Genomic DNA, 25,194 nt, shown 5'->3' with positions numbered 1-25,194 from the left:
TTCTTAACCGGCTTGATGGGGGCGCAGGCAACGCCTATCAAGCAAGGACATCGGAGGAAATCGAACCATGGCCGGGCTTTATCTGGAAGAGTTTGTCGTCGGCCATGTCTTCCGCCACACACTGCGCAAGACCGTGACCGAGAGCGACAACATGCTGTTTTCGGTGATGACGCTGAACCCCCAGCCCTTGCACATCGATTTCGACTTTGCCGCGAAAACCGAATGGGGCAAGCCGCTAGTGAATTCGCTGTTCACGCTCGGCCTGATGATCGGCATCTCGGTGAACGACATCACCGTCGGCACCACGGTCGCCAATCTCGGCATGAAGGAAACGGTGTTCCCGCACCCCGTCTTTCACGGCGACACCATCCGGGTCGAGACGACGGTTGTCTCCGTGCGCGACTCCAAGTCGAAACCCGATCGCGGCATCGTCGAGTTCGAGCACCGCGCCTACAATCAGAACGACGTTCTTGTCGCCAAATGCACCAGGCAGGCGATGATGCTGAGGAAGGCGGCCTGATGCGCTCGCTGCTGTTCGTGCCCGGCGATTCCGAGCGCAAGCTGGAAAAGGGATTCGAGGCCGGCGCCGACGTGGTCATCGTCGATCTCGAGGATTCCGTTGCCGCCGGCAGCAAGGCGGCGGCGCGCGCGACCGCGGCCGAGTTCATCTCGTGTCAAAGAGACCGGACGGGTTCGGCCATCTATGTGCGGGTCAACGATCTTTCCACCGGCCTGACAGACGCCGATCTCGCGGCGCTCGCCGTGGCGAAGCCCGACGGCATCATGCTGCCGAAGTCGAACAGCGGGCAGGACGTCCAGCAACTGGCGGCAAAGCTGCGAGTGCACGAGGCCGAGAACGGGCTGCCGGACGGCGCCGTAAGAATCCTGCCGATCATCACCGAGACCGCGGCGGGCGTGCTGGCGGCGGCGAGCTATGCCGGCGCAAGCGCACGGCTTGCCGGCCTGACCTGGGGCGCGGAGGACTTGTCCGCGGCGATCGGCGCGCGCGCGACCCGCGACGAGAGCGGCCGCTATACCGACGTGTTTCGCCTGGCGCGCACCATGACCATTCTGGCGGCCGGCGCGGCCGAAGTCGCCGCCATCGACACCGTCTTTCCCGATTTCCGCGATATGGCCGCCCTTGGGAAGGAATGCCGCGAGGCCGAGCGGGACGGCTTCACCGGCAAGATGGCAATCCACCCGGCGCAAGTGCCGGTCATCAACGCCGCCTTCACGCCGTCCGCCGAAGCGGTCGGGCGATCGCAGGCGATCGTCGACGCTTTCGCTGCCGCGGGAAATCCGGGCGTCGTCGGCATCGACGGCAAGATGTACGACCGGCCGCATCTGCGGCTGGCCGAACGTTTACTGGCTCGCGCCCGAGCGGCGGGCAGCCTTGCCTGAGGTTACCAGACCATCGGGATCAGCTTGTAGCGCACGCGTGCGGCATAATCGTCATAGCCCTGCAGGCCGGTTCGCAACGTCTTTTCCTCGATGAAGGTGCGGATGCCGAGCAGGACGATGAAGACAAGCACCGACGCCAGTCCCCACCAGGAACCAAGCAGCAGCGCCGTGCCGGCGAAATAAAGTATGGCGCCGGCATACATCGGATGGCGGACATAACTGTAGGGGCCTGTCGTGATCACCTTCTGTCCACGCTCGTCCTGGATCTTTACGACAGGCGCCGCGAAGCTGTTTTCCAGCATCGTGAGATAGCAGACCCAGATACCGACGAGCAGGACCAGCACGCCGACCACCTGCACCCACACGGGAGCTGCAGACCAGCCGAAACGGATATCGACCCCCATCAGAGCCAGCCAGGCGAAGATGCCGAGCAGCAATATGCTCAGCAATATCTTGTCGGCCGCGGTCTGCGTCTTCTGGATCGGAGGACGGAGGCGCTCATTCATCAGGCCTGGATCGCGCCGGGCGAGCGCGACGCCCATGGTAAGGCTCAGCCCAACCATGACGATCACATACACCCAAGCTCCGGTCCAGTGCAGCGTGCCGGCCGACAGAAACAGCAGCACGCCCATGATGCCGAACCATACGAATGTCTGGAAAACCAATCTCGAGATCATGACCAACCTTCCGTGACGTCCCCCACCACTATTGGCCGCCCGCTGCCGCCGTTCCTCCGAAAACCCGCAAAAGGTCCTAACCAGCCCAGGGACCGGCGTAATCGCCATAGAGCTTTGCCGGATCGGGCCGCGGCCGCTCCGGCGCCGGCCCCCGATAGGAGCCGATATGGACGAAGCCGATGACACGCTCCTGCGGCGACAGCCCGAGGATCGCCCTGCCCTCCGGAACGTCGGAATACCAGTTGCTGATCATGTTGGTGCCATAGCCCAGCGCGTTCGCCGCGATCATTAGGTTCATCGCCGCCATGCCGCCCGACAGGAACATCTCCCATTGCGGGATCTTCGGGTTCTCCTTCGGCACCGACACGACGCCGATCACCAGCGGCGCGCGCGAGAAGCGCGCCAGTTCCTGGTTGCGCCGGCCTTCCGGCAGCGGTCCCTCGCGCTGTTCGGCAAGCGCCGCCAGCTTCTTGCCGATCTCGATGCGCGCCTCGCCGCGATAAAGGATGAACCGCCATGGCTCGAGCCGGCCGTGGTCGGGAACGCGCGAGGCGGCTGCGATCATCGTCGCGATCTCGGCGTCGCTCGGCGCCGGTTCCTTGAGGTCGGGGATCGGCGCGGAATTGCGGGTGAGCAGGTAGTCGATGATCGGCGACGCCATGGGCGCAGGTCTCCTGAAGACATTCTATTTTGGGCTGAAGCACGCCATCGGGAGGTCGGGCGGCTCGGGCGGTGGCGTTTTTGCGCCGGATAAGAAGCCGCCGCGCAAGGCAGCGTGCCTCTAGGCCTTGAAATTGCCACCGCCTTGGGCTTCAACGCAAGCATGTTTGAGGGGACCCTGCGCGTTTTCGTGATCGCACTCGTCGCTGCGTTGTTCGCGGTGCCGATTTCCTTCGCGCTGGCCCAGAACGCCAACGATGTCGGCGACATCAAGCTTCCAGGCATTTCGAGCTACGCAACGCCGAAGGCCGGGACGCCGCTGGCGCTCGGCAACGGCGGCGCCGTCACGCTGTCGGCGCAGTTGACTGACAAGGGCGCCGACATCACTCGCGGCATCGTCTGGCGGGTCTTCAGGCCGCAGCCCGCCAGTGACGGCAAGCTGCCGATGGTGGCGTCCGCGCATGGCGGCACAGCCGTGTTCCAGCTCGACCCCGGCAGCTATCTGGTGCACGCCTCCTACGGACGCGCCGGCGCCACCAAGCGCATCACGGTCGGCAAGGAGGCAAGGCGCGAAAGCCTTGTGCTCGATGCCGGCGGCCTGAAGCTTGACGCGGTGACATCGGGCGGCGCGCCCATCCCCCCGAAGAAATTGCGCTTCTCGATCTATGAAGGCCAGGCCGCGGCCAATGGCGACCGGGCGCTGATCGCTCCCGACGTCGCGCCGAACACCGTGGTGCGGCTGAACGCCGGCACCTACCATGTCGTCTCCACCTATGGCGCGGTCAACGCCGTGATCCGCTCCGACATCCGCGTCGAGGCCGGCAAGCTGACGGAGGCAACCGTCGAGCACCGCGCCGCCGAAATGACGATGAAGCTGGTGCGCGAGCCCGGCGGCGAGGCCATCGCCGATACCTCCTGGTCGCTGCTCAACGAGAGCGGCGATCCGATCAAGGAAGCGGTCGGCGCCTTCGCCTCGATGGTGCTGGCCGAAGGCCAGTACACCATCATCGCCAAGAACCGCGACCGTATCTACCAGAAGGATTTCACGGTCGTTGCCGGCCAGAACCAGGAAATCGAGGTCGTGGCCAACGAATCCTCAGCCATCGACCCCGAGGAAGGCGCGGACTGATCGGCCTGATCAGGCCGCCTTGCGCATCCGCTTCGGCAGGAACGGCACGCGCCCGCGCTGCGCGGAAGGCGTGGCCAGGTCGAAGACCGCGCGATAGAGGCGATCGAGCAGCACCTTGCGGTCGCGCAGCGGCTCGAGGTCGCTCCATCTCAGCACGTCGCCGATGCGCACCTCGATCGCCTTGCCCGACAATCGGGCGAATTCGCGGATAAGCAAGGAGGTGCGCAGCGTCAGCGACGCCTTGCCGATGAACTTCGCCACGCGATTGTCGCGCTCGGCCATGTTCATCGGGCCGCTGACGAGATGGAACAGGCGGCCATTCTGGCCGGAGAAATGCATCGGAATGACCGAGGCCTTGGCGTCCTGGACGAGCTTGGCCGGGAACATCTTCCACGGCAGGTCGATGGCGCTGCCGAAACCTTTGGGCGCCGTGGCGACGCCGCCGGCCGGGAACACGACGATGGTGACGCCTTCCTTCAACAGCCGCACCGCTTCATGGCGCACCGCCATGTTGTTCTTCAACGCTTCCTTGGTCTCGGAAAAATCGATCGGCAGCGAATAGGGCTCCATCTCGCGGATCCTGAGCAGATCCTTGTGGATCATGACCCGGAACGGGCGGCCGAGCTGCTCGACCAGCGACAGCACCGCAATGCCGTCGCCGATACCGAAGGGATGGTTTGCGACAATGACCAGCGGCGTGTCCGGCAGCGCTGGCGGCGGCCATTGCACGGCGTTGCGGACCTCGACGTCGATCAATTCCAGCATGCGGCTGAATACGCGGTCGCCTGTCGGCACAACCTGGCGGCGCCAGAAATCGTAGAGCACGGCGAAGCGGTCGCGGCCCGAGAGGCCCTCGACCGAATGGATGAACCAGCGCGTCAGCACCGGTTGATGCGGGTTGGCGTAGGAAAGCTCGGGAAACCGTCTTTCCCGCAGTTTCAACTTGAGCATGGCGGCTCGTTACAAGGCTGGCGTGACAGGCATATGAAAATGGCGGTGGACACGCCACCGCCGTTCAAGGAAGTGCTGGTAAGTCAGGCTGCGCGACGCTTGCGGTCGGGCGAGACCGCCTCGTCGGAAAGCTGCTTCACCGCATCGTCGAGCTTCAGCGATTCCTGGTCGCGAGAGCCAAGCCGGCGGACATTGACGGTTTCCTCTTCCGCCTCGCGCCTGCCGCAGACAAGGATGACCGGCACCTTGGCGAGCGAATGCTCGCGCACCTTGTAGTTGATCTTCTCGTTGCGCAGGTCGGCTTCGGCGAGCAGCCCCGCGGCCTTCAGCCGCTCGACCACATTCAAGGCGTACTCGTCCGCATCCGAGGTGATCGTCGCCACCACCACCTGCAGCGGCGCGAACCACAGCGGGAAATGGCCGGAATAGTTCTCGATCAGGATGCCGAGGAAGCGCTCCATCGAGCCGCAGACGGCGCGATGCACCATCACCGGCTGCTTCTTCTCCGAATCCGAGCCGATATAGAAGGCGCCGAAGCGCTCCGGCAGGTTGAAGTCGACCTGCGTGGTGCCGCATTGCCATTCGCGGCCGATGGCGTCCTTCAGCACATATTCGAACTTCGGCCCGTAGAACGCGCCCTCGCCCGGATTGATCGAGGTCTTGATGCGGTTGCCGGAGCGCGTGCGGATCGTCTCCAGCACATTGCTCATGATCGCCTCGGCATGGTCCCAGGCCTCGTCGGTGCCGACGCGCTTGTCCGGCCGCGTCGACAGCTTGACGCTGACCTCGTCGAAGCCGAAATCGGCATAGGTCGACAGGATCAGGTCGTTGATGCGCAGGCATTCGGCCGCCAGTTGCTCCTCGGTGCAGAAGATATGCGCATCGTCCTGCGTGAAGCCGCGCACGCGCATCAGCCCGTGCAGCGCGCCCGACGGCTCGTAGCGATGCACATTGCCGAACTCCGCAAGCTTTACGGGCAGTTCGCGGTATGACTTCAACCCATGCTTGAAGATCTGCACATGGCCCGGACAGTTCATCGGCTTCAGCGCGAAGACGCGGTCGTCGTCGGTGTCGTCGCCGGCGACCGTGACCTTGAACATCGCATCGCGATACCAGCCCCAGTGTCCCGACGTCTCCCACAGGCTCTTGTCCAGCACCTGCGGCGCGTTGACTTCCTGATAGCCGTGCTCGTCGAGGCGGCGGCGCATGTAGTTGATCAGGTTCTGCACCATCTTCCAGCCCTTGGCATGCCAGAAGACCACGCCCGGTCCCTCTTCCTGGAAATGGAACAGGTCCATCTCGCGGCCGAGCTTGCGGTGGTCGCGCTTCTCGGCCTCTTCCAGCAGGGTCTGGTAGGCATCGAGTTGCGCCTGGTCGGCAAAGGCTGTGCCGTAGATGCGCGTCAGCATCGGATTGTTCGAGTCACCGCGCCAGTAGGCGCCGGCCACTTTCATGAGCTTGAAGGCATTGCCGATTTGCCCGGTCGAGGCCATGTGCGGACCGCGGCACAGGTCGAACCATTCGCCCTGTGCGTAGATTTTGAGGTCCTGGTCCTCCGGAATCGCGTCGATCAGTTCAAGCTTGTAGCGCTCGCCCTTCTCGGCGAAGACCTTCTTCGCCTTCTCGCGCGACCACACTTCCTTGGTGAACGGCTTGTTGCGCGCGATGATCTCGCGCATCTTCCTTTCGATCACCGGAAAATCGTCCGGCGTGAACGGCTCGTTCCTGGCAAAGTCGTAATAGAACCCGTTCTCGATGACCGGCCCGATCGTCACCTGCGTTCCCGGCCACAGCTCCTGCACGGCCTCTGCCAGCACATGCGCGGCATCATGGCGGATGAGCTCCAGCGCGCGCGGATCCTCGCGGGTGATGATCTCGACCTTGCCGGACGTGCCGAGCGGATCCGAAAGATCGCGGACGGTGCCGTCGAGGCTATAGGCGACAGCCTTCTTGGCCAGCGACTTGGAGATCGATTCGGCAAAGCCGGCGCCGGTCAGCGCCGCGTCGTAGTCGCGGACCGAACCATCGGGAAATGTCAGGGAAACGGAATTCGGCATCAGGATTCTCCTATCCAGTCCCGCAAACGAGCGCGGGTGGTGAAATGCATGTCGCAGGATGCGTTGCGGCTTGCAGGGGGTTAGCCGGAAGCGTCCGGCGCGGCAGTCTTTTATGAGGAGTTTCCGCCGCCGTAAAGCCGCCAGCCATCTATTTGATGGGCCGTTCTATTTGATGAGGTCGGGCAAATCCTTCAGGAACGCCGCCCGCGTCGCGAGACCCTTCGGCTCTCCGGTACGCTTGGCATCGACGACCAGCCTTGCAAAGACGATGCGACTGCCGTCCTTCTCGGCCCAGCCGACGAACCAGCCGAGCGAGCGCTTGCCGTCCTGGCCGAGCCTGGTGCTGCCGGTCTTGCCTTGCACCGTCCAGTCCCCTGCCGCGAAGGTCGGCAGGATCGCCCTGGTCATCTCATGCGCCTTCGCCGACACCGGCATCTTGCCGGCGAGCAGCTGGCGCAGGAACGCCGTCTGCTCGGACGGCGATATCTCGAGCGAGGAATTGATCCAGGATTGCGTCAGCCCGTTGTCCTTGCCGGCATCGCCCGAGACGTCCTTGTTGCCGTAGCCGAATTTCGACACGTAGCCGGCGAACTTCTCGGCACCGAGACGCCGCGTGATCTCGCGCGAGTACCAGACGATCGAATCGCGCTCCCAGATCGTCGGATCGACGGTCTTCTGGTCGCGCTTCGCCGCCTTGAACTCGGGCTTGTAGTCCCAGCTCGGCGTGTGCTGGTCGCTCAGGATGCCGGCATCGTAGCCGATCAGCGCCAGGGGCACCTTGAAGGTAGAAGCCGGACTGACGCGCTGGTCGCAGACGCCGTCCTGGTAAAGTGTTGCGCCGCTTTGCTGGTCCTGGATCAGCGTGCAGTGGACGTCGCCGAGCGGCGCCGATTGCGCCCGCACCGGCAAGCCCAGCATCCAGGCCAAAAGGAAAAGGACGATGGCGAAAATGAAAGGATAGCGGTCCATCTGGCGCATGGCGAAGTCACTCCGGAATGAGATTGCGGGAGCGGCTTAGCGAGGCGGCTTGTCTCGATTTTGTCTCAAACTCGCAGTGTTCGTGCAGCTTCGCGTTAACCCTACCGAACCGTTAAAATCCGCGTCGCGCGGGACGGCGAAGCAATCAGATTTCGGGCTCGCTGCGCCTTTTGCCGATCCGCCAGTAGCGCCAGGGCATGAACCAGACATAGCGCGGGGAAAGCACCTCCGGCACGCGGTCGATACCATGCGTACCAAACGGCCCGCATCGCAGCACCCGGAACAGTCCCATCCAGCCGCCCGCCCACAGGCCGTGGCGGGCAATCGCCTCATGCGTATATTCGGAACAGGTCGGCAGGTGCCGGCAGCTGTTGCCGACGAAACCTGAGAGCGTCAGTTGATAGAGGCGCACGAGCGAGGTGCCCAGGATGCGCCCGGGCGTCTTGCGCCAAGGCCCCGGCCAATTGCGCCCGCGCTGGATTGGCCGGCCGCCATGCATATGTCCGGGATGGTCGCCCACCCACGTCTCCGCGGTTGTTTTGCTACGCGATAGATGTGTCCTTCCGATCTCGAACGCAACGCCCTTTCCCCTCATGCGCGACGGACGGGATGCCGGTCGGCCACTGGCGCATGGCGCGTGGAACTGCCGGGCCTTTCCTCGCACCAGCCGGGGTGCCGGCTCTTGTCGCGCCACTGAAACGTCGCGATCAGCATGACGTCGCTGAAAATGGCCAGGAACTGGTTCATGGCAGTGCTCCTTTTGAGCACCGATTAGACTGCCGCTGGCCTTCCGCCTCAAACGAGTATAATTTCCGCGTCGGATAACCTGAGGTTATGCGACATGAAGCGTGGCCGGCTGCCGCTGACGGCGCTCAGGAGTTTCGAATCTGCCGGCCGGCACCTTAGTTTCAGCCTGGCGGCCGACGAGCTTCATGTCTCGCAGGCCGCGATCAGCCGCCAGATCCGCGAGCTCGAGAGCTTTTTGGGCAGACCGCTATTTCTGCGCCTCCATCGCCGCGTCGAGCTGACGGATGCGGGGCAAAGGCTGCTCGACCAATTGGTCAGAAGCTTCGACGACATCGACCGCGTGCTTTCGGAGCTCACGGCCTCGCCGGCGCAGACGATTGTCCGCGTCAGCGTCGAACCGTCCCTTGCCGCCATATGGCTGCTGCCGCGGCTCAATCGCTTTCGCCAGTTGCGGCCTGATATCGACGTGTCGCTCGAAGTCGATCCACGGCCGATCGAGTTCCGCAGCGACCAGCCCGAGCTCGCCTTGCGTTTTAGCGCTCACGCCACGTCATGGCCGCGTAGCGAGGCCGAGCGCCTGGCCTCGACTGTCGATTCACCGGTCCTGTCGCCGGCGCTGCTCGCCTCCGGCCCTCCGCTGGAAAAGCCGATCGACCTTCGCCATTACACACTGCTGCATGAGGAAAACCGCCAAGGTTGGGCGCGCTGGTTCCAGGCCGCCGGCGTGCCCGCCGACGCAGTGCCCGCGCGTGGCCCGATGCTGGCCGATGTTTCGCTTTCGAAACAGGCTGCCCTGCTTGGCCATGGCGTGGCGCTCGGCGATCTTTTGCAGATCGGCGAGGACCTTGCGTCAGGCACTTTGATCAAGCCATTCGATATCGATGTGGCTTCCGGCGCCTACTGGCTGGTGGCCAGGAGCCTGCGGAATCTGCCGGAACCTGCCAGAGCGTTCGCCGACTGGATCCGAAGCGAGTTCGCCGTGACCAGGGGAGCGGCCTGACCGCTGCGCTCAAGCCGCCTGTTCGGCGCGCTTCTTCTCGATCTGGCCGATCGCGTCGACCACGGCGTCGAAGGTCAGCATGGTCGAGGCATGGCGTGCCTTGTAGTCGCGCACCGGTTCCAGATATTTGAGGTCGGCGAAACGGCCTTCCGGCGGCGCGCCGTTCTCCTTCAGCATCTTCAGCATGGTTTCGCGCACGGCGCGCAATTCGTCGGCGCTGGCGCCGACCACATGCTGGGCCATGATCGAGGACGAGGCCTGGCCAAGCGCGCAGGCCTTCACGTCATGGGCGAAATCGGTCACCACGTCACCGTCCATCTTGAGGTCGACGATGACGGTCGAGCCGCACAATTTGGAATGCGCCCTGGCCGTCGCGTCGGCATCGTCGAGCCGGCCGATCCGCCCTATATTCCCGGCGAAACCGAGAATTTTCGCATTGTAGACGTCGTCTATCATATTTTTCCAATCCGTCGCCGCCAAGCGAACAGGCTTTGCCGCTCTCGCGTCTTCCTTTCGCGCCGCTCGAAACATATATAATGGTCGCAGTCGGGCATCGACAAGGCGACGAAAAAGCCGTTGTCGCTGCTCATCTGTTCACGCCGCTTGCGGGATGGAAATGGGCGATTTTCACCCAAAAGGTCGTGGTCCGTTCAACTCGTTCCACCTTTGAGTGGGACTACGGGAGACGCCTTTATGGATGCCGTCATCAAGAAAATCATGCCCCCGTCCGAATATTTGGAAAAGCCCGTCACTGACCGGCCGAGCGAAGCCGAGGTCGAAGCCGCCGTGCGCACGCTTTTGCGCTGGACCGGCGACAATCCGGACCGCGAAGGCCTGATCGACACGCCCAAGCGCGTCACCAAAGCCTTCCGCGAAATGTTCAACGGCTATGACATGTGCCCGGCCGACGAGCTCGGCCGCACCTTCGAGGAAGTCGCCGGCTATGACGATCTCGTCATCGTCAGGAACATAAAATTCCATTCGCATTGCGAACATCACATGGTGCCGATCATCGGCAAGGCGCATGTCGGCTATCTGCCGGACGGCAAGGTGGTCGGTCTGTCGAAGATCGCGCGCGTCGTCGACATCTTCGCGCACCGGCTGCAGACGCAGGAAGCGATGACCGCGCAGATCGCAGGCGTCATCCAGGACGTGCTCAACCCGCGCGGCGTCGCCGTCATGCTCGAGGCCGAGCATATGTGCATGGCCATGCGCGGCATCCGCAAGCAGGATTCGACCACGCTGACCTCCACCTTCACCGGCGTCTTCAAGGACACGCCGGAGGAGCAGGTCCGCTTCGTCACCATGGTGCGCGCCGGCGGCTGATCGCCGGCCACCGCCGGCCACTGGAAAGAAAGATCGACCGGCGATGTCGGCACTGCAGTTCCCCAAAGCCCCATCCGATAAGAAATCGCTGGAGGAAGGCTCCGTCCTTTCTCCGCGCTTCGATGCGGCCGGCCTCGTCACCGCCGTCGTCACCGATGCCGACGACGGCATGCTGTTGATGGTCGCGCATATGAACGCCGAGGCGCTGGCGCTGACGCTGGAGACCGGCATTGCCCATTACTGGTCGCGCTCGCGCAACGCGCTGTGGAAGAAGGGCGAAACCTCGGGCAATTTCCAGCAGGTTGTCGAGATGCGCACGGATTGTGACCAAGACGCGATATGGTTGCGCGTCAAAGTGTTGGGCCACGACGCAACTTGTCACACCGGACGGCGTTCCTGCTTTTATCGGACGGTGGGGCTGAATGACGGCAAGGCGACGCTTGCCGGCGACGGCAGCAGGCCGCTGTTCGATACGGACCAAACGTATCGGAAGTCGGTGTGAACCATTCAATATTCACAAACCACTCAGATTCACTATTCTCAAATATCCTTGCGATAGAAGGGATACGGGACAAGGGAGATCATGATGCTCGAATGGGCGTCATTGCGCAGCAGACCTGACGTTCGGGAGGCCAACGGCCCCGCATCGTCAGGCGGCGCGTCCGACCCGAAGCCAGAAAGCAAAGCCGGTATCTCGCTGGCGCTTGGCGGCGGCTGCGCCAGGGGCTGGGCCCATATCGGCGTGCTGCGCGCGCTTGACGAGGCCGGCATCGAAGTATCGATGATCGCCGGCACCTCGATCGGTGCGCTGGTCGGCGGCTGCTACCTTGCCGGCAAGCTCGACGAACTGGAAGAATTCGCCAGAAGCCTGACCAAGCGGCGCATTTTTGGCCTTCTCGATCTCAATCTTCGCGGCAGCGGCCTGTTCGGCGGCATGAGGCTCGATCAGCGCCTGCGCGAGCATCTCGACGGCGCTCGCTTCGAAGACCTGGCGAAACCCTTCGTCGCCGTCGCGTCCGAAATCCGCACAGGCCATGAAATCTGGCTGTCGAGCGGCTCGCTTGTCACCGCCATGCGCGCCTCCTATGCGCTGCCGGGCGTCTTCGAGCCGGTGGCCTGCAACGGCCGCATGCTGGTCGACGGCGCGCTGGTCAACCCGGTGCCAGTCTCGGTCTGCCGCGCCTATGAGCAGCCGCTCGTCGTTGCGGTCAATCTGCATTACGACCTGTTCGGCCGCGCCGCCGTCATCAAGCACAGCGCCGGCGAGCTGCTTGTCGAGAACGACGCGCCGCGTCCCGGCCAGGTCAATCCTCAGTCACACCAGACGCGCCTTGGCATCACCGGCGTCATGGTCGAGGCTTTCAACATCATTCAGGACCGGATTTCGCGGGCCAGGCTCGCTGGCGATCCGCCGGATATGTCGCTGCAGCCCAAACTCAGCCATATCGGCCTGACGGAATTCCATCGCGCCGACGAGGCGATCAGCCTCGGCTATCAGGCGACGAAGTCCCAGATCAACGAACTGACCCGGCTGCAGTCCGTCCTGGTCTGAACTCCGGTACGGCACCGCCCCAAGGTGTGTTGAGATTCAGGTCAGGCCGAGTCGAAAATGGCGGGTTCTGAGAACCGGAGCGGAGCGTACTTTTCGTACGTGAGCACCGGAAGCGCAGGAAGCCGCCATTTGCAGACCGGCCTCACCTGAATATCAACATACCTTAAGCCAGGGCCGCATCACTGATGCGAAACTGCACCATGCGGTTGCCGTTCCAGTAATTGCCCGATAACGAACCGGCGATATGCACGGTCCTGCCCCTGTTCTTAAACAGGAATTCGCCGAGCGCTGTGTCGACGGCGCGAAATGCAATGGCCTGAATATTGCCGCCGCTTTGCGACTGGAGGTCCACGCGGATGTGGTTGGTGCCGATCGCGCGCGCGTCGGCCAGCCGATGGCGCGGCAGCACGAACACCGGCGCGATGTGCCCGGCCCCGAACGGCCCGGCTTTCTCCAGCGCGTCGAGCAGCGCGATCGTGGCGCCCTCGGCGGCCAAGGCGCCGTCGATCGCCAGGCTTTCCTCGTTCTGCAGGCGAAACACGTCGGCCGCGGCGCGTTCCTCGAAAAAGGCGCGCAGTTCGCCAAGCTTGGCGCGCTCGACGGTGATGCCGGCGGCCATCGCGTGGCCGCCGCCCTTGACGATCAGCCTGGCCTCGGCCGCCTCGCGCACCAGCCGGCCGAGGTCGAAGCCGGTCACCGAACGGCCGGAGCCCGTGCCGATGCCGGTCGAGTTGAAGGCGACGGCAAAAGCCGGCCGGTGCGCATGATCCTTGAGCCGCGAGGCGATCAGTCCGACGATGCCGGGATGCCAGCTGTTGCTGGCGGTGACGATGACTGCCGGGCCGTTGCCGCCGGCAAGCTCGGCATCGGCCTCAGCCCGCGCCTGCACCAGCATCTTCTGCTCCATCTGCTGGCGTTCCTGGTTCAGCCGGTCCAGCGTCTCGGCAATGCCTGCCGCTTCGACGGGATCGTCGGTGGCCAGAAGCCGGCTGCCGAGCGCGGCATCGCCGATGCGGCCGCCGGCATTGATACGCGGGCCGATCAGGAAGGCCAGATGGAAAGTGTTGATCGGCTCGCCGATGCGTGAGACCCGCGCCAGCGCCGCCAGCCCCTCATTCTTCTGCTGGCGCAACACCTGCAGCCCCTTGACCACGAAGGCGCGGTTGACGCCGGTGAGCGGGACCACGTCGCAGACCGTCGCCAGCGCCACCAGATCGAGCATTGAAAGCAGGTCGACCGGCGCGGCGTCCGGCAGCCTCGCGCGCAGCACTTTGGCCGTCTGCACCAGGCACAGGAAGACGACGCCGGCGGCGCACAGATGTCCCTGCCCCGACAGGTCGTCCTCGCGATTGGGATTGACCACAGCGTCCGCCGCCGGCAACGGACCGCCGACCTGGTGATGATCGAGCACCACGACATCGGCGCCGGCTTGCCTGGCCGCGTCGATCGAGGTCGCGCTGTTGGTGCCGCAGTCGACGGTGACGATCAGCTTCGCGCCGCGCGAGATCAAGTCCCGCATCGCTTCCGGATTGGGTCCGTAGCCTTCGAAGATACGGTCCGGGATGTAGATTTCCGACGGCACCGAAAAATGCGTGAGAAAGCGTTTTAACAGCGCCGACGAGGCTGCTCCGTCGACGTCGTAATCGCCGAAGATCGCCACTTTTTCGTGAGCGACGACCGCATCGGCCAGCCTTGCCGCCGCCTTTTCCATATCGGTCAGCGACGCTGGGTTCGGCAGAAGCTCGCGAATGGTTGGATCAAGGAAGCGCTCGGTCTGCTCCACGCTGACGCCGCGGCCGGCAAGCACCCGCGCCACGATGTCGGGCACGCCGTGGCCCTGCGCCATGGCCAAGGCGGCCATGTCCTGGCGCTCGGTCAGCCGGTGTTCCCACGAAACACCGGTCGCCGACTGCCTGACATCGAGGAAGAACCGTTTCTCGCCCGTCATGCGACGCGCCGTCTGCACATCATCATTGCGCAGATATCAATATGCGACGGCCGGAGCAATTGCGGGGAAGCGTGCAATGCGGGGAAAGGTGTGGAACGTTTTTCCTCGAATTGCGGCAAAGCGCCCGGACGAAGCGAAATCAGAACTTGTCCAGATCCTGGTGACGCGCCTTGATCTCGCGCACCGTGCGCGAGGACGACCGCAGCACGATGGTGTGCGTGGTGATGAAGGTGCGGCCGAACTTCACGCCGTCGAGCAAATTGCCGTCGGTGACGCCGGTCGCCGCGAACAGCACGTCGCCGCGCGCCATGTCGTGGGCGCGATAGATCCGCTTCGGATCGGAAATGCCCATCTTGTGCGCGCGCGCCACCTTCTCCGGCGTGTCGAGGATCAGCCGGCCCTGCATCTGTCCGCCGGTGCAGCGAAGCGCGGCCGCCGCCAGCACGCCCTCCGGCGCGCCGCCTGTGCCGAGATAGATGTCGATGCCGGTCTCGTCCGGATCGGTGGTGTGGATGACGCCCGCGACATCGCCGTCGCCGATCAGCCGGATCGCGGCACCCGTGGCACGCACGGCGTCGATCAGCTTGGCGTGACGCGGCCGGTCGAGGATGCAGGCGGTGATGTCGGAGACGGCCACGCCCTTGGCTTTGGCCAGATTGGCGAGGTTTTCGGCCGGCGAGGCGTCGATGTCGATCAGACCTTCGGGATAGCCGGGGCCGATGGCGATCTTGTCCATGTAGACGTCGGGCGCGAACAGCAGGCTGCCCTTTTCCGCAATCGCGATGACGGCAAGTGCGTTGGGCAGGTTCTTGGCGCAGATCGTCGTGCCCTCGAGCGGATCGAGCGCGATGTCGACGCCCGGGCCTTTGCCGGTGCCGACCTCCTCGCCGATATAGAGCATCGGCGCCTCGTCGCGCTCGCCTTCGCCGATCACCACCGTGCCTTGGATGGCCAGCCGGTTGAGCTCCTGGCGCATGGCGTCGACCGCCACCTGATCGGCAGCCTTCTCATCGCCGCGCCCGCGCAGCCTTGCCGCCGCGACGGCGGCCCGCTCGGTCACACGCACGACTTCCATCGTAAGGATCCGGTCGAGACCGGCGGTGATGTCCTGGGCTATGTTCATAGACAGAAATTCCTCGTGAAACTCAACCTCCCGCCAGAGGTGCGCTTCTTCTGGCAAAGCTCCATGACAACGGCAAGACTTGCCCCGTCAATTTTTGAAATGACAGCAAAATCAATCGATTGAAGGCGGAACCGGACGTGGCTTATTCCGCCCGCTCGATGCGGATCACTTGCGGCTTGTCGGTCAGATGGCCGTCCTTGGTGATGCCTTCGACGGCCTTGCGCACCGCCGCTTCCGTCGTCTCGTGCGTTACGAGGATGACCGTCTTCTGCGCCTGCGTTTCCGCGCCGGCCGCCTGTTGAACGATCGATTCCAGCGAGATGTCGTTGTCTGCCATGCGCTTGGCAATGGCTGCAAACACGCCCGTGCGGTCATGCACGGTCAGCCGGATGAAATAGCCGCCGGCATGGCTGCGCATCTGCGCTTTCTTGTAAGGCTTCAGTTCCTTCGCCGGCCAGCCGAAGACCGGGCCATGCTGGAAGCCCGGCCGGCTCTTGGCAATGTCGGCGATGTCGCCGACGACCGCCGAAGCGGTCGCATTGCCGCCGGCGCCCGGACCGGAAAGCAAGAGCTCGCCAAGGATATCGGTCTCGATCGCCACCGCGTTGGTGACGCCATGCACCTGCGCGATGACCGACGCCGTCGGCACCATGGTCGGATGGACACGCTGCTCTATGCCGCTGTCGGTGCGCTGCGCGACGCCGAGCAGCTTGATGCGGTAGCCGAGATCGCCCGCCGCGCGGATGTCGGCCTGGGTGATGTTGGAGATGCCTTCCATATAGATGTCGCCGGCGGCGATCCTGGTGCCGAAGGCAAGGCTGGTCAGGATCGACAATTTGTGCGCCGTGTCATGGCCTTCGATGTCGAAGGTCGGATCGGCTTCGGCATAGCCCAGCCGCTGCGCATCCTTCAGGCAGGCGTCGAAGGAGATGCCTTCGGCTTCCATGCGCGTCAGGATGTAGTTGCAGGTGCCGTTGAGGATGCCGAAGACACGCGTCACCGCATTGCCCGCCATCGCCTCTCGCATCGTCTTGATGACCGGGATGCCGCCGGCCACTGCCGCCTCGTAGTTGAGCAGCACGCCCTTCTTCTCGGCGATCTCGGCAAGCGCCACGCCATGCTTGGCAAGCAGCGCCTTGTTGGCGGTTACGACATGCCTTCCCGCCTCGAGCGCCGCCTTCACCGACAGCCGCGACGGCCCCTCGTCGCCGCCGATCAGCTCGACGAAGACGTCGATATCGGCCTTCTCGGCCAGCTTGACAGGATCGTCGAACCATTTCGCGACGCTGAGATCGATACCGCGGTCGCGTTTCGGATCGCGAGCCGAAACGGCGGTCACAACGATGTCGCGACCGCACTGCCGGGTAAGCTCGGCCGCCTTGTCGCGCAGCACGCGCGCCACCGAGGCGCCCACCGTACCAAGGCCGGCAATTCCAACACGCAATGCTTCAGCCATGTCCGGAGAGGCCCCTCAACTTGCAAAAAATGTCAGGTGCAAAAAAATGTCAGGCAACTCAACGATGAGCGGCTAAAGGCACCACATTGTTGGGCTGCTTGGCGGCGGTCGCGAGGAACTTCTTGATGTTGCGCGCGGCCTGGCGGATCCGGTGCTCGTTCTCGACCAGCGCCAGGCGCACATAATCGTCGCCATGCTCGCCGAAGCCGACGCCCGGCGCCACCGCGACATCCGCATGCTCGATGAGCAGCTTGGAGAATTCGAGTGAGCCGAGATGGCGGAACGGTTCCGGAATCGGCGCCCAGGCGAACATCGAGGCCGCCGGCGCGGGAATGGTCCAGCCGGCGCGGCCGAAAGAATCGACCATCACGTCGCGCCGCTTATGGTAGACCTCGCGCACCTCCTCGATGTCGGCGCCGTCGCCGTTCAGCGCATGCGCCGCCGCAACCTGGATCGGTGTGAACGCGCCATAGTCGAGGTAGGATTTAACCCGCGTCAGCGCCGAAATCAGCCGCTCGTTGCCGACCGCGAAGCCCATGCGCCACCCGGGCATGGAAAAGGTCTTCGACATCGAGGTGAACTCGACGCAGACATCCATCGCGCCCGGCACCTGCAGCACCGACGGCGGCGGATTGCCGTCGAAATAGATTTCCGAATAGGCAAGATCCGACAGGATGATGATGTCGTTCTTCTTCGCGAAGGCCACCACGTCCTTGTAGAAATCGAGCGAGGCGACCAGCGCCGTCGGGTTCGACGGATAATTGAGGATCAGCGCCAGCGGCTTCGGGATCGAATGGCGGATGCCGCGCTCGACCGCAGGGATGAAACCGTCATCGGGCTCGACCTGCAGCGAACGGATCACCCCGCCCGACATGATGAAGCCGAAGGCGTGGATCGGATAGGTCGGGTTGGGGCACAGGATAACGTCGCCGGGCGCGGTGATCGCCTGCGCCATGTTGGCGAAGCCCTCCTTCGAGCCCAGCGTCGCCACCACCTGCGTGTCGGGATTGAGCTTCACGCCGAAGCGGCGCAGATAATAATTCGCCTGGGCGCGGCGCAGGCCCGGAATGCCGCGCGAGGCGGAGTAGCGATGCGTGCGCGGATCGCGCACCACTTCGCACAATTTGTCGACGATGGCCTTCGGCGTCGGCAGGTCCGGATTGCCCATGCCAAGGTCGATGATGTCGGCGCCGCGCGAACGGGCGCTGGCCTTCAGCCGGTTGACCTGCTCGAACACGTAAGGCGGAAGCCGGCGGACCTTGTGAAATTCTTCCATTTCAGTTCCAGACCATCAGAGTTTCGGCGCGCGATATAGACCTAATTGCAGCTAGGGTCGAGGGCGGGGTCGCATTTGCCCTCGATCTGCTTCAGTGTGTCGGCGCCATGCGTCTTGGCCAAAGTATTGAGCGCGGCCGAATTCGCCGGCGCTTTGACGCCGCTGCCCTTGGCAATCTGCGTCTGTTCCTCGGCCTTGAGCTGAGCGAGGTTCGCCGCGGTCTCCTCCTTGGTGAGCTGCTTGGCGGCCACCTGCGGCGGGATGTTGAGGTTCGGATAGGAACCGGTGTCCCTCGGACCTTCGGTCAACGCCGTCGGCGCATTGTTCGTGCTGGTGCTGGTGCAGCCGGCAGCGGGCAGCAGCATGCCGACCAGCCCCGCCATCAGCGCCATGCGGCAAATCGAACCCGGCTTGAGAAAAAAAGTCCCGCCGACATTAATCGTCATATTGTTTTCCTGGCAGCCGGGTTAGAGCGAATTGGACCCGGTCAGATGTCCCATGGTAATATGTCAAGAAAACGCTCCGGGAGGAACCCCGCGAACCATGTCCAAACCTGACGATTCGGACAAAGCGGAAAATGGCGGACCTTCGGCCATCGAGCAATATCTGGTGAAGGATCCCGAGCGCTTCGCCCTGAACATGGCGCGCATGGTCGAGCAGGCCGGCAAGGCGGCTTCCGCCTGGGCCGAACCGCGCGAGAAAGGCGAAGTGCGCGACCATGTCGCCGAACCCGTCGTCGACATGGTCAAGACCTTCTCAAAGCTTTCGGAATACTGGCTGGGCGACCCGCAACGCGCGCTCGAAGCGCAGACGCGGCTGTTTGCCGGCTATATGACCGTCTGGGCGAACGCCATCCAGAAGGTCAATCCGAACGCCGAAGCGCCGCAGGACGCGGTCCAGCCCGAGCGCGGCGACAAGCGCTTCCAGGACCCCGAATGGGGCCGCAATGCCTTCTTCGACTTCCTCAAGCAGGCCTATCTCGTCACCTCGCGCTGGGCGAACGAGCTTGTCGAGCATGCCGAGGGCTTGGACGAGCACACCCGCCACAAGGCGGGCTTCTACGTCAAGCAGGTGTCGAACGCGATCGCGCCGTCGAACTTCATCCTGACCAATCCCGAGCTGTTCCGCGAGACCATGGCCTCGAACGGCGAGAACCTGGTGCGCGGCATGAAGATGCTGGCCGAGGACATCGCCGCCGGCCGCGGCGACCTGAAGCTGCGCCAGGCCGACTATACGCCCTTCGAGATCGGCAAGAACATCGCCACCACGCCCGGCAAGGTCATTGGCCGCAGCGATGTCGCCGAGATCATCCAGTACGATCCGGTGACGGAGACGGTGCTGAAACGGCCGCTGCTGATCTGCCCGCCATGGATCAACAAATTCTATATCCTCGACCTCAACCCGCAAAAGTCCTTCATCCGCTGGGCGATCGAGCAGGGCCACACCGTCTTTGTCATCTCCTGGATCAATCCGGACGAGCGCCACGGCGCCAAGGGCTGGGAGGCCTATATCCGCGAAGGCCTGCAATTCGGCCTCGACATGGTGGAGAAGGCCTCCGGCGAAAAGGAGGTCAACGCCATCGGTTACTGCGTCGGCGGCACGCTCCTGGCTGCCGCGCTGGCGCTGTTGGCGCAGGAAGGCGACCACCGCATCAGATCGGCCACCTTCTTCACGACCCAGGTCGACTTCACCTATGCCGGCGACCTCAAGGTGTTCGTCGACGAGGACCAGGTCGCCGCCGTTGAGCGCTCGATGGGCGAGAAGGGTTATCTCGACGGCACCAAGATGGCCACCGCCTTCAACATGCTGCGCTCGGGCGACCTGATTTGGCCCTATGTCGTCAACAACTACATGCGCGGCAAGGAACCCCTGCCCTTCGACCTGCTCTACTGGAATTCCGATTCCACGCGCATGGCTGCTGCCAACCACTCGTTCTACCTGCGCAATTGCTATCTCGAGAACAATCTCTCGCGCGGCACAATGGAGCTTGCCGGGCGCACGGTCTCTCTGGCCGACATCACCATCCCCGTCTACAACCTGGCCACGAAGGAAGACCACATCGCGCCGGCGCTTTCGGTGTTCCTCGGTTCGCAGTTTTTCGGCGGCGACGTCGAGTATGTCATGGCGGGATCCGGTCACATCGCCGGCGTCGTCAACCCGCCTGCCGCCAGGAAATATCAGTACTGGACCGGCGGCAAGCCGGTGGGCGATTTCAACGCGTGGCTTGCCGCGGCGGACGAGCATCCTGGTTCATGGTGGACGCACTGGCAACACTGGATCGAGGCCCAGGACGACATCCGTGTACCCGCCCGTAAACCCGGCAAGCGTATGAAAACCTTGGGAGATGCGCCGGGCACCTATGTCAAGGTGCGTGTGTAACGGGCTGTAATGTGTGGTGAGTTGACGGGCCGCCAAAACAGGGCGAAATGGTGGCGTCAATCGTTCGGCGGCCTCAAATCACCTTCCGACGCAGAATAATTCCGAGGCTTGCAGATTCGACACACGTCCCGTTTCCGGTTGGGAACAGGAGGGTTATCGCGGCGCGGTACTGGAGTGGCGCGGCGATGACGAACCGACCGGATATCGAGGGGGAATTTGTTTTGAAATCAGCAGGTTGGCGTCTTGCACGAAGGGGAAGCTGCAGCATTGCGGCAGCGCTTTTCTCCGTGCTTCTGGCCTCCTGCACATCGACCGGCGACCCGACGATGTCGGTCGTTTCCCCCGCCTACAATTCAACCGCCGGCGAAATGAGCGCGACATCCAGCGCCAAGACCGCGACTTCGGCCGATTCGTCCTTGCAGGCATCGGCGCCGGCCGAAGCGACGTCGACCGTGATGAGCGAGGGCGATGCGCCTTTGCCTGAGAAGGTCGCCTACGTGCCGGAGACGCGGCCGGACGGCACCTTCCCCATCGCCATCCCTGCCGGCGCCCAGGCCATTGCCGGGAGCACGCCGCAACCGCTGGTTCAGCAGGCGCAAACGGCGGAACAGACGCTAGCCGTCGCCAAGCAGGTCGCCGCCGGCGATGCCGCCACCGTCGCGTCGAAGGCGCAGGCGACCACGCAGGCCATGAGCAACGGTGTCTATGTGACCGCGGCCGAGCCGGCGCAGCCGCAGATCGCCGCGCCGAAGAAGAGCCTGTTCGCGTCGCTGTTCAGCACCACGCCGGCTTCGGCCGCGCCCGCCCCCCTGATCAACAATGCGCGCTCCGGCGACCAGCCCGCCGCGCAGGCCAAGACCACGCCGCCGCCGGCCAAGCCGATCGTGACGCTGGCCTCGGCGACCCCGGCCGAGAAGCCGGTGCAGCTGGCCTCGCTCGAGAACCCGAGCAATCACATCACGGGCGCCGACGCTCTTCCCGGCGTGCGCCAGACGGCGCTGTTCGAGATCAAGCGCAAATCCGGTATCGACGACGAGAGCGACGTCGACCTCAACGAGGACGAGGGCGGCGGCGGTTCCTACCAGGTGGCGTCGGCCGCCGGTTTAGCCAGGCTCGCGCCCAATGGTCTTTTGAAGCAGAACGAAAGCGTCGACGTCGCCTGCCTCAAGCCGTCGCTGGTACGGGTGCTGAAGACGATCGAGGGCCATTTCGGCCGCAAGATGATCGTCACCTCCGGCTATCGCGATCCCTCGCGCAACCGCCGCGCCAACGGCGCCAAGAACTCGCTGCACATGTATTGCGCCGCCGCCGACATCCAGTTGCCCGGCGTGTCGAAATGGGAACTGGCGAGCTACGTCCGCTCGATGCCCGGCCGCGGCGGCGTCGGCACCTACTGCCACACCGAATCCGTCCATATCGACGTCGGCCCCGAGCGCGACTGGAACTGGCGCTGCCGCAGGCGCAGCGGCGGCGGCGGCGAGGACGGCTGACACGTTCGGCTTGGTTTCGTGGGCATAGCAGGTTTGACAGGTTGCGAGCCGATCGCTGCCAATGCCATGGCGATTGGCCGAGGCATCCGTCGCTTCGTCATCCACGGGCGGAGCGGGAGCGAAGCGGACGCGCAGACCCGAGGATCCATTCCGTGACCTTGCTCGCGGAGTGCAGCCTCGCAGGTTCTGCACCGTTGCGGCACGTCAGCCTCACGGAATGGATTCCATGGTCTGCGCGCGTCGCTGCGCTCCTTGCTCCGCCATAGAATGACGACCGCGAGAGGCCTTCCAGCCAATCTCCGAGGTGCACGATCATGTGCCGGTCGAAACCACGTCCTGCCTCGCTGCAACGCGCCTTTCGCCGCTTTTGAAAAAAGTTGTCGCATGTGGCAGCGGATGGGTTGCCGGTTGGCAACAACGCAATTATAAGCCGCTTCGTCTGAGCGCGCCCATCGTCTAGCGGTTAGGACACCGCCCTTTCACGGCGGTAACAGGGGTTCGATTCCCCTTGGGCGTACCAGTTTCTTCAGTCAGTTGTTTCCGGTCGACGCTTCGGTCTCGATGAAGGACCCGAAGGCGGTCCGTCCTCTTGCCGTTTCAGGCTGCGCCCAGGGGCGGGCCTGTGAAGGTCAGACCGAAACGCGCCCCAATGGCCGCGATCTGATCCATGTCGTCGGGAATTCGGCACCTGTGTTTCGCCATCTCCGCGAAGAAGCCTTCGAAGCCGCCGGGCGTCATGACGGTGAGCATTCTGGCGGGTCGATCGCCAATCACCCGGAATGCATGCTCGATTCCGCGCGCAACGTGCACGACACCGCCCGGGCCGGCTATGCGCGTTTGACCGTGCATCCAGAACTCTACTTCGCCGGACTGAATCTGGAAGGTCTCGTCCTCGTTATTGTGGATGTGGCGCGGAGGACCATAACCGGGCTGATCGAGGCTTTCGAACATTCCGAGCCGCGAGGCCGTTTGCTCCGCCGTGAGGCAAATCCGGTAGGACGTGCCAAGCCACTGGATGCTGTAGGGTACTGACGCAACGGCCACCGAAACCTCCCGTGATCCGACACCATTTTCGACGTAGGGAAGTTGCCAGAACCGATCTCATAATTGAAATCGATAGCTATTATAAAATATATTCGGGGAATGAATTTATCGAGCTTCGACCTCAATCTCCTGCGGGTGCTCGACGCGCTGCTGCGCGAGCAATCGACCGTAAAGGCCGGAGAACGCATCGGCCTGTCGCAACCGGCGATATCGGCCAGCCTGGGACGACTTCGGAATTTTCTCGGCGATCCGCTGTTCGTGCGCCAGGGACAGCACATCGTGCCGACACAATACGCCCGCAACCTCGAGCTTCCGCTTCGCCGCATGCTCGACGAATTGTCGGCGCTGCTTGGCGGGCCTGGCAGCTTCAATCCGGCCGAAGCCGAGCAAAGCTTCAAGATCGCAGGTTCGGATTTCTTTGCCGAGATGCTGATGCCTGCCCTGGCCAATGCAATCTCACGCCACGCTCCCAAGATATTGGTCCAACTGGTGGATCTTGTGCCCGACGACTATGTCGGCACGCTCGAAAAGCACGGCATCGACCTTGCCCTCGTTCCCAGGGTCGATTTCCCCAGCTGGATCGACCATCTTCCTGCCTTCCGGTCGACATTCGTGACGATCGCCCGCGCCGGGCACCCAAGGCTCGAGCGGGCGAAGGTGAGCTCCGGAGACGTCATTCCGATCGACCTTTTCTGCGACCTCGGCCACGTCGTCTTCTCGCCCGAGGGCAAGCTCAAGGCCATGGGCGACGCGGCGCTGGCCCGGATGGGGCGCGAACGGCGGGTGGCCATGACGATGCCGGTGTTCGGCGGCGTCTGTAACGCAGTGGCGGGAAGCGACCTGGTCGCGCTCGTTCCGGAACAGCTCGCGCGCAAGGTAGCATCTCGCTTGGGGCTGGCGATCTACAGTCCGCCCATTCCGATCGATCCTGCCCTCATCTGCATCGTCTGGCACAAACGCAACACAACCGATCCCACACACCGCTGGCTGCGGGAAATGGTTCTGGAGCTGCTCTCGCAACTGAGCGCCGGCGAAGCCGGCAGCAGCGTCCATGAACCACGCCCGGCCTGAATGGCGGGCCAGTGTCGTGTGCCTTGTCGGTAACAAGGCAGGACGCGACCGGAAACGCGCTGTTAACGCCGTTCGCGGACGACAGGATGCCGTCTTCGACCCGAAAGTGTAAAATTCCCTCCGCTCTCAGCCGTGGAGGCTGGAATGAAGATGCTTCGGACAGCGCTCCTATGCGCGGCAATGACCGGCCTGGCAGGCGTGCCGCCCGTTCACGCAGACGATAAGCCTGCCCAGCCGAATAGCCAAGCAACGCCGCAGCCGCCAGCAGTCCATTGCCAGGGGCAAAATTGTCTTCCTCCGGCCGACGATCCCGTGCTGGACTGCAAGGGCCCGGATTGCACGCCGGCCCCGGCAACTGATCAGACGCCGAGCCCGGAGATTCAACCGGAGATTCAAAAGGTCAAGTAAGGCCGCATAGGCCAGTGTCTGAGGCTCCCGTGAAAAGCCGGGAGAGCGTCACAGGCCTCCGGTCAATCCAGAACCATTGGAGCCGGTTCTTCGCACCGGTAAACCATGCACCGGCCGTCGCCGGTCGGAACATAGTCGACCATCGGCAGGTAAGGCGCATCGCACTCATTGCCGAATTGGCGAACATAGCGGTCATAGGCATTCGGCCCCGTGCCCAACACCGCGGCGTGCTGGCTCTGGATCAGTGCCTGCGTCTGTTCACACGTCATCTTGAGCGTGTCGGGCCGAGCGTCGGCGAAATTTGAAGCAGCAACGAGCATGGCTGCCGCGCAAAGCAAAATCTTGCGTCCCGGCATGGTGGCGTCCTGGCAAAACATCGTGTCGCCAAATCCGCGTGTTGTGACGCAGTTCCGCAACGGTCGCGCTGTCACGATGCAGCGAGCGAGGCCGACATCGCTTCGGTTTTGGCATGGCGGCCTGCGATGTCCATCTCCGTGTTGACGGCCGGAGCAAATCTCCGT

25 protein-coding genes and 1 tRNA gene are annotated in these 25,194 nt (G+C 63.7%); 11 read left to right on the top strand and 15 right to left on the bottom strand.

Features of this window, described 5'->3' with window-relative positions:
• Positions 1-67 precede the first annotated feature (67 nt).
• Together FJ419_RS10220 and FJ419_RS10215 are read left to right on the top strand one after the other, a co-directional pair.
• A complete protein-coding gene (locus tag FJ419_RS10220; RefSeq protein ID WP_041011475.1) occupies positions 68-520 on the top strand; it encodes a MaoC family dehydratase in 453 nt (150 codons plus the stop codon).
• Positions 520-1,401, top strand: coding sequence for a CoA ester lyase (locus FJ419_RS10215; protein WP_140690554.1), 882 nt, complete (start codon positions 520-522; stop codon positions 1,399-1,401). Before FJ419_RS10220 ends, FJ419_RS10215 begins: the two co-directional genes overlap by 1 nt.
• 2 nt (positions 1,402-1,403) lie before the next feature.
• On the opposite strand, the gene FJ419_RS10210 is transcribed toward FJ419_RS10215, so the two are convergent.
• Both FJ419_RS10210 and FJ419_RS10205 read right to left on the bottom strand, forming a co-directional pair.
• A complete protein-coding gene (locus tag FJ419_RS10210; protein WP_140690551.1) occupies positions 1,404-2,078 on the bottom strand; it encodes an isoprenylcysteine carboxylmethyltransferase family protein in 675 nt (224 codons plus the stop codon).
• Between the two features lie 76 nt (positions 2,079-2,154).
• Positions 2,155-2,739: a nitroreductase gene (locus tag FJ419_RS10205; RefSeq protein ID WP_140690548.1), complete on the bottom strand. Its 585-nt coding sequence runs from the start codon at positions 2,737-2,739 to the stop codon at positions 2,155-2,157.
• A 162-nt stretch (positions 2,740-2,901) separates the two neighbouring features.
• Here FJ419_RS10205 and FJ419_RS10200 point away from each other — a divergent pair, with 162 nt between their 5' ends.
• The gene (locus tag FJ419_RS10200; RefSeq protein WP_140690545.1) at positions 2,902-3,867 is read left to right on the top strand and encodes a hypothetical protein; all 966 of its coding nucleotides are present in this window, start codon (positions 2,902-2,904) and stop codon (positions 3,865-3,867) included.
• Positions 3,868-3,876: 9 nt separating this feature from the next.
• On the opposite strand, the gene FJ419_RS10195 is transcribed toward FJ419_RS10200, so the two are convergent.
• The 5 genes from FJ419_RS10195 to FJ419_RS30735 form a co-directional block, all read right to left on the bottom strand.
• Positions 3,877-4,818: a GNAT family N-acetyltransferase gene (locus FJ419_RS10195; RefSeq protein WP_140690542.1), complete on the bottom strand. Its 942-nt coding sequence runs from the start codon at positions 4,816-4,818 to the stop codon at positions 3,877-3,879.
• Between the two features lie 83 nt (positions 4,819-4,901).
• A complete protein-coding gene (thrS, locus tag FJ419_RS10190; RefSeq protein WP_140690539.1) occupies positions 4,902-6,875 on the bottom strand; it encodes a threonine--tRNA ligase in 1,974 nt (657 codons plus the stop codon).
• Positions 6,876-7,040: 165 nt separating this feature from the next.
• Positions 7,041-7,853: a class D beta-lactamase gene (blaOXA, locus tag FJ419_RS10185; protein ID WP_140690536.1), complete on the bottom strand. Its 813-nt coding sequence runs from the start codon at positions 7,851-7,853 to the stop codon at positions 7,041-7,043.
• 145 nt (positions 7,854-7,998) lie between these two features.
• Entirely contained in the window at positions 7,999-8,352 is a 354-nt protein-coding gene (gene yidD, locus FJ419_RS10180; RefSeq protein WP_140691106.1) for a membrane protein insertion efficiency factor YidD, read from the bottom strand.
• 92 nt (positions 8,353-8,444) lie between these two features.
• On the bottom strand, positions 8,445-8,600 hold the full coding sequence (locus FJ419_RS30735; RefSeq protein ID WP_181170657.1) for a hypothetical protein: 156 nt from the start codon (positions 8,598-8,600) through the stop codon (positions 8,445-8,447).
• Between the two features lie 94 nt (positions 8,601-8,694).
• Here FJ419_RS30735 and FJ419_RS10175 point away from each other — a divergent pair, with 94 nt between their 5' ends.
• Complete coding sequence (locus FJ419_RS10175) at positions 8,695-9,600, top strand: LysR substrate-binding domain-containing protein (protein ID WP_140690532.1); 906 nt, start codon at positions 8,695-8,697, stop codon at positions 9,598-9,600.
• Positions 9,601-9,609: 9 nt separating this feature from the next.
• Here the strand turns inward: FJ419_RS10175 and FJ419_RS10170 are convergent, their stop codons facing one another.
• Entirely contained in the window at positions 9,610-10,056 is a 447-nt protein-coding gene (locus FJ419_RS10170) for an iron-sulfur cluster assembly scaffold protein (protein ID WP_140690527.1), read from the bottom strand.
• Between the two features lie 237 nt (positions 10,057-10,293).
• Here FJ419_RS10170 and folE point away from each other — a divergent pair, with 237 nt between their 5' ends.
• The 3 genes from folE to FJ419_RS10155 all read left to right on the top strand — a co-directional run bounded on the left by folE (position 10,294) and on the right by FJ419_RS10155 (position 12,478).
• Positions 10,294-10,926, top strand: a complete 633-nt coding sequence (folE, locus tag FJ419_RS10165; RefSeq protein ID WP_095765060.1) for a GTP cyclohydrolase I FolE — start codon at positions 10,294-10,296, stop codon at positions 10,924-10,926.
• 43 nt (positions 10,927-10,969) lie between these two features.
• The gene (gene hisI / locus FJ419_RS10160) at positions 10,970-11,428 is read left to right on the top strand and encodes a phosphoribosyl-AMP cyclohydrolase (RefSeq protein WP_140690524.1); all 459 of its coding nucleotides are present in this window, start codon (positions 10,970-10,972) and stop codon (positions 11,426-11,428) included.
• 84 nt (positions 11,429-11,512) lie between these two features.
• On the top strand, positions 11,513-12,478 hold the full coding sequence (locus FJ419_RS10155) for a patatin family protein (RefSeq protein ID WP_140690521.1): 966 nt from the start codon (positions 11,513-11,515) through the stop codon (positions 12,476-12,478).
• A 163-nt stretch (positions 12,479-12,641) separates the two neighbouring features.
• Here the strand turns inward: FJ419_RS10155 and recJ are convergent, their stop codons facing one another.
• The 5 genes from recJ to FJ419_RS10130 all read right to left on the bottom strand — a co-directional run bounded on the left by recJ (position 12,642) and on the right by FJ419_RS10130 (position 18,727).
• Complete coding sequence (gene recJ / locus FJ419_RS10150; RefSeq protein WP_140690517.1) at positions 12,642-14,426, bottom strand: single-stranded-DNA-specific exonuclease RecJ; 1,785 nt, start codon at positions 14,424-14,426, stop codon at positions 12,642-12,644.
• 139 nt (positions 14,427-14,565) lie between these two features.
• A complete protein-coding gene (gene glpX / locus FJ419_RS10145) occupies positions 14,566-15,549 on the bottom strand; it encodes a class II fructose-bisphosphatase (RefSeq protein ID WP_140690513.1) in 984 nt (327 codons plus the stop codon).
• A gap of 142 nt (positions 15,550-15,691) precedes the next feature.
• Positions 15,692-17,005 carry a homoserine dehydrogenase gene (locus FJ419_RS10140; RefSeq protein ID WP_140690510.1) on the bottom strand — a complete coding sequence of 438 codons (1,314 nt, stop codon included), beginning with the start codon at positions 17,003-17,005 and terminating at the stop codon, positions 15,692-15,694.
• 58 nt (positions 17,006-17,063) lie between these two features.
• The gene (locus FJ419_RS10135; RefSeq protein ID WP_140690507.1) at positions 17,064-18,281 is read right to left on the bottom strand and encodes an LL-diaminopimelate aminotransferase; all 1,218 of its coding nucleotides are present in this window, start codon (positions 18,279-18,281) and stop codon (positions 17,064-17,066) included.
• A 41-nt stretch (positions 18,282-18,322) separates the two neighbouring features.
• Positions 18,323-18,727, bottom strand: coding sequence for a hypothetical protein (locus FJ419_RS10130; RefSeq protein ID WP_181170656.1), 405 nt, complete (start codon positions 18,725-18,727; stop codon positions 18,323-18,325).
• 97 nt (positions 18,728-18,824) lie between these two features.
• Here FJ419_RS10130 and phaC point away from each other — a divergent pair, with 97 nt between their 5' ends.
• From phaC to FJ419_RS10115, 3 genes are all read left to right on the top strand, one after another.
• Entirely contained in the window at positions 18,825-20,660 is a 1,836-nt protein-coding gene (phaC, locus tag FJ419_RS10125; protein WP_140690503.1) for a class I poly(R)-hydroxyalkanoic acid synthase, read from the top strand.
• 326 nt (positions 20,661-20,986) lie between these two features.
• Complete coding sequence (locus tag FJ419_RS10120; protein ID WP_246679166.1) at positions 20,987-22,150, top strand: YcbK family protein; 1,164 nt, start codon at positions 20,987-20,989, stop codon at positions 22,148-22,150.
• Between the two features lie 445 nt (positions 22,151-22,595).
• Positions 22,596-22,670: transfer RNA gene (locus FJ419_RS10115), tRNA-Glu, on the top strand.
• 77 nt (positions 22,671-22,747) lie between these two features.
• Here FJ419_RS10115 and FJ419_RS10110 read toward each other — a convergent pair.
• Positions 22,748-23,194 carry a cupin domain-containing protein gene (locus FJ419_RS10110; protein WP_246679165.1) on the bottom strand — a complete coding sequence of 149 codons (447 nt, stop codon included), beginning with the start codon at positions 23,192-23,194 and terminating at the stop codon, positions 22,748-22,750.
• 99 nt (positions 23,195-23,293) lie between these two features.
• On the opposite strand from FJ419_RS10110, the gene FJ419_RS10105 reads away from it, so the two are divergent.
• Positions 23,294-24,265 carry a LysR family transcriptional regulator gene (locus FJ419_RS10105; protein ID WP_140690496.1) on the top strand — a complete coding sequence of 324 codons (972 nt, stop codon included), beginning with the start codon at positions 23,294-23,296 and terminating at the stop codon, positions 24,263-24,265.
• 470 nt (positions 24,266-24,735) lie between these two features.
• Here the strand turns inward: FJ419_RS10105 and FJ419_RS10100 are convergent, their stop codons facing one another.
• Entirely contained in the window at positions 24,736-25,029 is a 294-nt protein-coding gene (locus FJ419_RS10100; protein ID WP_140690493.1) for a hypothetical protein, read from the bottom strand.
• Positions 25,030-25,194 lie beyond the last annotated feature (165 nt).

It is taken from the genome of Mesorhizobium sp. B2-6-2 (genome assembly GCF_006440615.1).
Classification (GTDB): Bacteria; Pseudomonadota; Alphaproteobacteria; order Rhizobiales; family Rhizobiaceae; genus Mesorhizobium.
The sequence above is the reverse complement of the archived record's forward strand: the minus strand, read 5'-3'. Positions and strand labels throughout refer to the sequence as shown.